Source organism: Desulfococcus sp., from assembly GCF_041737845.1.
Lineage (GTDB): Bacteria > Desulfobacterota > Desulfobacteria > Desulfobacterales > Desulfococcaceae > Desulfococcus.
The window spans coordinates 1-8,143 of sequence record NZ_JBGSQX010000062.1 but is presented as its reverse complement, the minus strand read 5'-3'; the positions used below and the strand labels follow the sequence as shown (position 1 = coordinate 8,143).

General features: G+C 60.6%; 12 protein-coding genes. 3 read left to right on the top strand and 9 right to left on the bottom strand.

What is annotated here, in order from left to right; all coding sequences use genetic code 11:
* The 3 genes from ACEW8N_RS06775 to ACEW8N_RS06765 all read left to right on the top strand — a co-directional run.
* Nucleotides 1–403, top strand: a 403-nt coding sequence (locus ACEW8N_RS06775) for an acetate--CoA ligase family protein (protein WP_373499044.1), incomplete at its 5' end; no start/stop codon positions are given.
* A 98-nt stretch (nt 404–501) separates the two neighbouring features.
* Nucleotides 502–807 (top strand): nucleotidyltransferase family protein, encoded by a 306-nt coding sequence (locus tag ACEW8N_RS06770; RefSeq protein ID WP_373499043.1) that lies wholly within the window; start codon nt 502–504, stop codon nt 805–807.
* Complete coding sequence (locus ACEW8N_RS06765; protein ID WP_373499042.1) at nt 794–1,132, top strand: DUF86 domain-containing protein; 339 nt, start codon at nt 794–796, stop codon at nt 1,130–1,132. Before ACEW8N_RS06770 ends, ACEW8N_RS06765 begins: the two co-directional genes overlap by 14 nt.
* 115 nt (nt 1,133–1,247) lie before the next feature.
* Here the strand turns inward: ACEW8N_RS06765 and ybaK are convergent, their stop codons facing one another.
* The 9 genes from ybaK to ACEW8N_RS06720 form a co-directional block, all read right to left on the bottom strand.
* Nucleotides 1,248–1,721 (bottom strand): Cys-tRNA(Pro) deacylase, encoded by a 474-nt coding sequence (gene ybaK, locus ACEW8N_RS06760; RefSeq protein WP_373499041.1) that lies wholly within the window; start codon nt 1,719–1,721, stop codon nt 1,248–1,250.
* Nucleotides 1,722–1,740: 19 nt separating this feature from the next.
* Complete coding sequence (locus ACEW8N_RS06755) at nt 1,741–2,373, bottom strand: LysE family translocator (protein WP_373499040.1); 633 nt, start codon at nt 2,371–2,373, stop codon at nt 1,741–1,743.
* A 20-nt stretch (nt 2,374–2,393) separates the two neighbouring features.
* Entirely contained in the window at nt 2,394–2,642 is a 249-nt protein-coding gene (locus ACEW8N_RS06750; RefSeq protein WP_373499039.1) for an RNA-binding S4 domain-containing protein, read from the bottom strand.
* 70 nt (nt 2,643–2,712) lie between these two features.
* Nucleotides 2,713–3,960, bottom strand: a complete 1,248-nt coding sequence (locus ACEW8N_RS06745) for a TIGR02270 family protein (protein WP_373499038.1) — start codon at nt 3,958–3,960, stop codon at nt 2,713–2,715.
* Between the two features lie 57 nt (nt 3,961–4,017).
* The gene (locus ACEW8N_RS06740) at nt 4,018–4,671 is read right to left on the bottom strand and encodes a hypothetical protein (protein ID WP_373499037.1); all 654 of its coding nucleotides are present in this window, start codon (nt 4,669–4,671) and stop codon (nt 4,018–4,020) included.
* Between the two features lies 1 nt (nt 4,672).
* Entirely contained in the window at nt 4,673–5,590 is a 918-nt protein-coding gene (locus tag ACEW8N_RS06735) for a DUF4150 domain-containing protein (protein WP_373499036.1), read from the bottom strand.
* A gap of 18 nt (nt 5,591–5,608) precedes the next feature.
* On the bottom strand, nt 5,609–6,625 hold the full coding sequence (locus ACEW8N_RS06730; protein ID WP_373499035.1) for a beta-ketoacyl synthase N-terminal-like domain-containing protein: 1,017 nt from the start codon (nt 6,623–6,625) through the stop codon (nt 5,609–5,611).
* Nucleotides 6,626–7,744 (bottom strand): DUF2169 domain-containing protein, encoded by a 1,119-nt coding sequence (locus tag ACEW8N_RS06725; protein WP_373499034.1) that lies wholly within the window; start codon nt 7,742–7,744, stop codon nt 6,626–6,628.
* 26 nt (nt 7,745–7,770) lie between these two features.
* Nucleotides 7,771–8,143 (bottom strand): DUF6484 domain-containing protein (locus ACEW8N_RS06720; RefSeq protein ID WP_373499033.1); only part of this gene is annotated, 373 nt, incomplete at its 5' end.

Sequence of the window (8,143 nt, the reverse complement as noted above, 5' to 3'; positions counted from 1 at the left end):
CCACGACGCCGCCGCCGAACTTGCGGGCGTGCTCGTCTGCCGCCAGGCGCCCCCCGGCGTGGAAGTCATCGTCGGCGGCCTGAGAGACCCGGTCTTCGGCCCCACGGTCATGGTCGGCCTGGGCGGCGTCTTCACAGAGATCCTCCGGGACGTGAGCTTCCGGGTGGCCCCCTTTGATGAAGACGAGGCCCGGGCGATGCTGGGCGAGCTCAAGGGGCTCCCCCTCCTCGAGGGCGTCCGCGGCGGCGCCCGGTGCGACCTGGACGCCCTCTGCCGGAGCATCCGGGCAGTGGCCGACCTCCTGATGGAGCGCCCGGATATCCGGGAGATGGACCTGAACCCGTTGCGGGTCTACGGCACCGGCGTCCTGGCCCTGGACGCCCGGATCATGATCGACGCGTGACATCGGCATCGTGAGGCCCAGATATTTTTCATATAATTTATGGAGTATTGAACTGATTCGATACAGGCGGTTCTCTCCACCTGCGGGCGGGAATAGAGATGACAAAATCCAGGATTGCAATTCCAAAAGAGCAACTGGCCAGATTCTGCCGAACACACGGGATTCAAAGGCTTTCCCTTTTCGGCTCGGTCTTGAGCGATGAATTTGGGCCGGACAGCGATGTTGATGTTCTCGTGGAGTTCCGGCCCGGCACAAGGATCGGGCTGATCCGGCTGACGCGTCTTGAATTCGAACTCGGTGAAATCCTTGGCCGAAAGGTTGACTTGAACACACCCGGCTTCATCAGCAAATATTTCCGCTCCAGGGTCATGGCGGAAAGGGAAGTTCAGTATGCCGAGGCATGACGACATCATCCCTTTTCGGCATATGCTGGATCATGCCCGGGAGGCGGTTGACATGATCGCCGGCAAACAACCGGAGGATCTCAGGCAAGAAAGAATGCTTGAACTGTCGTTGATCCGGCTTGCCGAAGTCATCGGCGAGGCGGCAGCGCGTATCAGCCCGGCGGAACAGGCGAAATACCCTGAGATCCCCTGGCGCGAGGTGATCGGAATGCGGAATCGACTGATTCACGGCTACGACAGCGTTGATCTCAGCGTACTATGGGATACAATTGAACTGGACCTCCCGCCGTTGATCGTTCAATTGGAAAAAATCCTGAAGACATGATTCCCTGAGGGTGAACACTGCTCGGCACATCCCATCGACTTCCCTCCATTCCAGTCCAGATGGAAGAAACCTCCGCTTGCAGTTTTCTACCGCTGACCGAACCTCGTAATGGCCCCTATCGCCGGATGTCGGCCACCGCAGCCTTGCAGAGGCGGATCAGGTCTTCAGGTGCCATTTCGATCTGAAGGCCCCGCTTCCCGGCGCTGACGTAAATGGTCTCGAAATTTACCGCTGATTCGTCGATAAAGGCCGGAAGCTGCTTCTTCTGGCCCAGGGGGCTGATGCCGCCCACGACGTAGCCGGAGGCCCGCTCCGCGTCCGCCGGGTCGGCCATGGCGGCCTTCTTGGCGCCGGCCGCCGCGGCAAGGGCCTTGAGGTCGAGCTGGCCGGATACGGGGACCATGGCCACCGCGAGAGCCTGCTTTCCGCCCTGTAGGGCAACAAGAAGGGTCTTGAACATCCGGTCCGACGGCACCCCCAGGGCTTCGGAGGCCTCCCGGCCGTAGTCGCGGCTCTCGGGGTCGTGTGCATATGTGTGCACCGTGTGGGGGACCTTCGATTTTTTGAGGAGATGGATGGCGGGGGTCATGGCGGCATTGATGGTGAGGCTATCGCGTCAGCGCCAACTTGATGCCCAGAGCCATCAGGATGGACCCGGTCACCCCGTCGAAGGCCCGGTGGACCGCGCGATGCTGCAGCCAGGTTCCGGCGTGGTCGACGATCAGGGCCAGGAAGCACTGCCAGACCATGGCGATGGCGAAATGGAGTCCCGCCAGGAAAAGGGATTGCCGCAGGGCCGAGCCCGAGGGGTCGATGAACTGGGGCAGGAAGGCCATGTAGAAGACCACGGTCTTGGGGTTGAGGACGTTGGAGAGAAACCCCTCCGCAAGGGATCGCCGGACGCTGAAGCGCAGACGGGGGGAAACCGGAATCGCCGTCGCCGGCGAATCGCCGCGCTTCCAGGCTTGCCGGAGGCTCACCAGCCCCAGCCAGACCAGGTAGGCGGCCCCCGCCAGCTTGAGGGCGCTGAAGGCCAGGGCCGACTGGAGCAGGATGACGGAGATGCCCACGGCCGACACCGTGGCGTGGACGAAGAGCCCCGTGCAGATGCCGACGCTGCTGACGGCGCCGTCCCGCCAGCCCCCGCGGCTGGTGTTGCGGATGATGAGCATGGTGTCCACCCCCGGGGTGAGGGTGAGCAGGGTGATGGCGATGAGATAGGTCCAGAGCTGGGGTTGCATGAAGTTTTCTTCCTGAAAGGTTATGCCGGCTGCACGCGGATCTGAATTTTATTGCCGCCGAACTCCACCATGTCTCCGGAAAAGATCTTCTTCCGTTTCCGGGTTTCGACCGCATTATTGACCAGAACCTGTCCGTCGGCAATGGCAAACTTGGCCTCGCCGCCCGACCCTACCCAGTTTTCCATCTTGAGGATTTTGTAGAGTTCGATGGGTTCGGCGTCGATGGACAAGATGAGAACGGGGGCCGGCGTGTCGTGTTCTGTGGTCACGGGGCTGTCCTTTGCGGGGGTGTCGGAATGATGGTGGCGGCGTGACGCAGGAAAAGGCTTCTGCGGAGATTCATGACACCCCCAGGATTTGTTTTTGCCGGAAGCCGGGCGCCCGGGTTTCGAAAACCGGGATGCCCCGGGGGTGTCGGGCCGCCAGCATGACGGCGGCTTTCTTGCGCTGCCGCTGGAGGCCGGTTCTGAGGACGGTTTCGAGATGGCCGGCTGTGACGGGTTTTCCCAAGAAATACGACTCGCTTGCCCTGAAATTTTGCCGGTTCTGGTCCCACCATGCAGAGATCCTTTCAGGCGCCGGCCAGGGCAGGTCTTCGTCCGGGTCCAGGTCCACGTTGTCGTCCTCCGGGGCCTCGGTGGGGCCGGCCTCGAACCCTTCGGGCCACTCTCCCTCGAGATCGAGGTAGGCGATATCCACGCCCGTGATGAAGGTGAAGGCTTCGCCGGCCGGACGGGCCAGCTCCGGGATTTCCATCATTCGGATGAGCCAGGGAATGTCGGCCGAATCCCCAAGGGCACCGGCGCCGATGACGGCGATGCGCTGTTTTTCCGGATGGTGCTGAAGCGAGGCCAGCCATTCCCGGTCGTCGCGATGATGCATAAGGTTCATGACCGTTCGGCAGGCCGCTTCCGTATAGGGGCCGCCGGCTTCCGCAATCGCTCTCAGCACGCCGGCGGCCGAGCTGTCGCTGAACACGGCGGCGGACCAGGCCGCCCAGAAGCGGCAGGTTTCGTCTTCATCGGCAAGGTGATTCTTCACGACGGCCTGGAATTCCCTCTTTCCCATCTCGCCAATGGCCTTGAGAGCCCGCGCCCGCAACAGGGGGTTGTCGTCATGGGCCGCGGCGGTGAGGGCGTCCATCCGGCATTGCCGGTGAACCGCTCCAGTGGCGACGCCGATATACCGAAAAAATGGCGAATCGCTTGAGAGGAAGCCGTCGATGAAAGGCGCCGCACTGCCGTAATCCACCCAGCCCAAGGCAGAGATAAGTCCCCGGGCGAGCACCGGATCCTCCCCCACGGCCTCAAGCACGGTTTCGATCCGCATCTTGTCGCCGCACTCAAAAGCCAGCACCCCGGCGGCGAAGATCTCCCCGGGCTCCTTCCACGACAGCGCCTCCCGGCAGATCTCCCACCCGGCATCCCCGGCCACCCTGAGCCCGTCGATATGGGCCTCGACCCGGTTGTCGAGGTCGGCCAGGTCTTGCAGGCTGAAGTGGGACGCGGAGATGGCGCCGCTTCGAAGCAGCCAGAGGAAGGCGGCGTCTTCGGCGTGTTGTCTTACTATTTCTTGAATAGCATTCATGCAGATCTTTTTCTTGGTATTACAGATGAATACTTTTGTTCTTCTCGACTGCTTCCGTCATTGCTCATCAGTCGAATTCAGGAATTGATTTGATTCCTTTTCGATTTTTTTCAAAAATGCATCAACCATAGCATCCGCTTCTTCCAAAGTCACTGTAATCTCCGGGTTGATGATTTCCCGCGGTATTGGTGACCCCAAGAGGTTTCTTTTAGCTCTAGGGTAGAGCTTTTCGAGTCTTTGAAACACCTTTTCTCTCCATGCAATGTATAATGGATCGGCATTTAATACATGGAGAGCAACTTTGTCGATAAATGCAGCTTCCGGTTCTGGGCTTTCATCTTCGATGCCATATATGGTGTTCAACACCGTCATGAGCGCGAGGTTAATTGCGCCCCTCACATTCCCTTTCCAATCCTCATCTTCCATCTCCGGCGGAGCTTCAAATCCGTCTGACATAATATATGCCCAACATGCTTCGAGATATTGCAAGGGCACGGGATCTTTTGACACGCGCCCGAATCGGCAGATCACCCATTCAGCGCAACCTATGGCAAAGCTCACAATCGCCCGGAAGGATAGCCCGGCAAGCCTATCAACCAGTTCATCATCTGCTTCACCAACAACTTCATAAGGATCCCAGTCATCCCACTCATAGGAAAGCGGCAGAGAGGCAAGATGACTTATCGGCAAAAAAGATATATCCAATCCCATGTTACGTCTCCCATGATTCGTTTGTGCATATTTCAATCTTATTGCACTTCCCTTTACCGTCCTTGCCTTTATTCACCTCATCAATCAGTCTTTGACAATCCGGGCATGGTTTTTTGCTCACACTGATACGCAGTTTTCCTTGGCCGCCGCCACGAAAAAAATCTTCGATCAGTTTGGCTTCAGCATGTCCCTGCTTAGGTCTGGCCTGGCCCGTGGCATAGTTGAACCGCTGAGGCGGCTTGTCACAGGTCTCCACATTTGAAGTCCCGCCTTTTTTGATTCCTTTGGCGAACTTACTGTATTTCCCATTGTATTTTCTACCTACCCTGACTGAACTTGCAGAAGCCTTAACTTTTGCTTTACCCCTGAACACAGTCGCTCCCACTGCAAGCGTTGCTTTACTCTTTTTGGTATTCGGCAATTTTGCCTTCAGGGCGGAGCGTTTGCTTTTAAGCTGTTCGCAGTCCGGTATCTGTTCAGACGCCATACTGTCAATATGGGAAGTCGGGGGAGTATTGGTATTAATGGACGCATGGTTATGGGTTGTCAGATCAAGATGCCGTACGACATTTTTACCCTCAAACTTGACGTCCATCGACCAGCTTGTAAAGTAGGCCTTCCCTTTTATCTTGCTGGTCATTACTCCTTTTTTGGGAGCACATCCCGCCTCATCCCCAGTACTGGTTTTGAAGTAGGACTTGTTCTTGAGCATGACTTCTTTGCCGGAAATCTTAACGCTCTTGCTACCGGAAGTCGTATCTTTGGCAAATGCGGTATTGGGATATGGAATCGGAACACCGGGCGGCGTGGCCGGGGTTTGCGGCGGGGTGAAACAGACATCGGGAAACGCCGCGATGGATTTCCCGTCCGCCGCCTTGCATGAGACTTCCCTCCCGTTCGCAAAGACGTCATTACCCATGTATCGCTACCTCTATCGTCAGGTGTGCTGCAAGATCAAAGCGCCGCGATCGCCGTCGTCGTTTCCGAAATGGCAGAGCACCTTGCTGCCGAGGGAATAGTTCTTTTGAAGGGCGGCCCGGGCCACGGCGAGGATGATGGGCACTGTCGCGGCGCCCACTTCGCCGACGCATTCCGCCGGGTGCCAGATGTCGAAGGCCTCCTTGCGCTTCCGCAGGGTTCGCGAGAGGGCGAGGGCCGCCTCCTTGAATCCGTATTGTTCGCCGCTGACGTCGCAGATGCGAAAATCGAGATCGCCCATGTCGAGGTTTGCCGAAGTGAGGGCCATTTTGATGGCCTGGACCAATCCGTCGGCCCGGAGGGGTTCCTCCGAGAGGATGGGGGCCGGTTCCCTGCCGAAGCCGATGCCGGTGATCTGCATGGCGGAAGGGTGTCGGGAGCCGGGCCCCAGCAGCACGGCGGCGCCCGCCTCGCCGGGGATGAAGCCGTCGGAGTTGTCCGCCGTCAGGAGGCGGGATGCCTGTTCAAAGGCGGTCAGGGTTCCCGCCGTCAGATAGGTGTCCGTTCCGGCCACGATGCAGAAGGGGAGTCGCCCTTCGTATATGAGGGTTGCGGCCCGCTGGACCGCCGCCACCCCGCCGACCCTTCCCTGGGCGATGACGGCGGAATAGGGGTGGAAGGCCGCTCCCAGGGCATCCTGAACCTCCGCCAGGAGGTGCTCCTCAATCCCGGCAAACCGCCCCGGCCGATCCTTTTCCGAAACGCAAAGGAGCAGGGCAATCTTTTCGGTGCCCACACGTCCACCCGCGTCGAGGCATTCCCGCATGGCCGGGGCGGCCAGGTGGACCAGCTTGGCCCTTCCCCGCCAGGGAGGATTCAGGGGCACCTCACCGCCCACGATCCACTCCCCGCCGCTGTCCATGAAGCGGGTGTCGGCAAAGTTGGTCAGGCCGGCCCGGATGGCGGCGCATGCCGCGGGGGCATTGAGGCCGACGCTGGTCATCATGCCGGCGGCGATGACGGCGAGGTTCTGCAATCAGGCCTCCTCTTCGGGTTCGGGCGCTTCTTCCCCTTCCTCATCGGGAAAGGCCGGCATGGGAAACGGCTCCTCGGATTCCGGAAAGGCCTTCAGCCGGTCCTCGGGATGTTCCCCCACCACCACCAGCGAGACCTCGAACATGTTCCGGCGGAGGGGCAGGGCCGTGCGGCAGGTGACGGTGAAGCGCCGCTGGTCCGGTTCCAGCATCACCGTGTCCACCACGGCGGGCTGCTCCTTCTCCTCGCCGTTCTTGAGAAAAAACCAGACCAAAATGTTTATCGCCGGAAACCGGAAGACGGTCTGGCCTTCGGGGGTCAGGTTCCTCAGGATCACCGGTTCGCCGCCCTTGGGATAGGGCACCTGCTGGTCCGCGGGGGCCGCCTGGTAGTAGGCCGGGTCGAAATCCTTGGGCAGAAAGGGGAAGACGTTGTCGAGCCAGTTCTGGTCATAGGTGCCGGCGAGCTTGGCCCGGGGATGCCAGGATCGGCCGATGGGTCCGAAGGCCATGGGCGTATAGCTGCCGTTGGGCTGGGTCACCGGGTTCTTGAGCTCCTCGGTGTTGGGGAGGGGCTGTTTGTCGATATATTTGGCGTCGAGATGGTGGTGAAAGCCTTTTCCCACCGGATTTGGATCATGGGCCGCGTGTTTGGATGGATCCGGATGGCGGTTGTCGGTGCCGCCGAAGGCGGTGTCGTAGGAGACCGGCATGACCCTGAAGGGTCTGGGAGCGGAGGCAGCCACGGAGAGGAGCCCGTTCCGCCATTCCCGGTGGCCCACGACGAGAAAGGATTTGGTCATGGCTCCGAACTGAAGGCCCACCGGCACCTTTTCCGCCAGTTTCCCGCCCGGGGCGTAGGCGCTGCCGTGGAGGAGAATGTCGCACCGGGGCTTTACAGGGGCATAATCGCTTTCGTACACCGGGGCCGACAGCCCGGGCTCGCCGGTAAAGGTGTCCGCCATCACCAGGGGAAGCTGTTCTTCTGCCAGGTTAGGCGTCATGCCTTTATCCGGGAAGTCGAAGGTGCCCTTGACGCAGACCACCAGGAGTTCCCGGCCGTCGGGCTGCATGCCCATGGTGTATCCCGCTTCCATCTTCGTGACGCGATCGAGTCTCATGGCAGGATCGTCCCCCTGGCTGCGTGTCAGTTGATCTGCACCGAGGCGCCCTTGATGCGGTTGACGCCGGAGGAGCGGGTGAGGAGGTAGGCGCCGCGGATGAGGATCTTGCCCGCCCGGGTCAGGGTGATGCTCGACTTGCCGCAGCGGAGGACGATCTCCTCCCGGGCGTCGAAGGTGATGCGCCTGCCGTCGACGGTGACCTCTTCCAGGGGCTCGGAGGCTTCCATCTCGATGGGTGCCGGCGCTTCCACCCGGTCGAGGACCGTGTCGATGAGGACGGGCCGCCGGGGGTCGCCCTCCTCGAAGACAAGCAGCACCCGAAGGCCGGGCGCCAGTGCCCGGGATGCCGCGCCGCCGGTCAGCTTTGCCGGCAGCGGGCCGAGGCGGCTGCCGGGG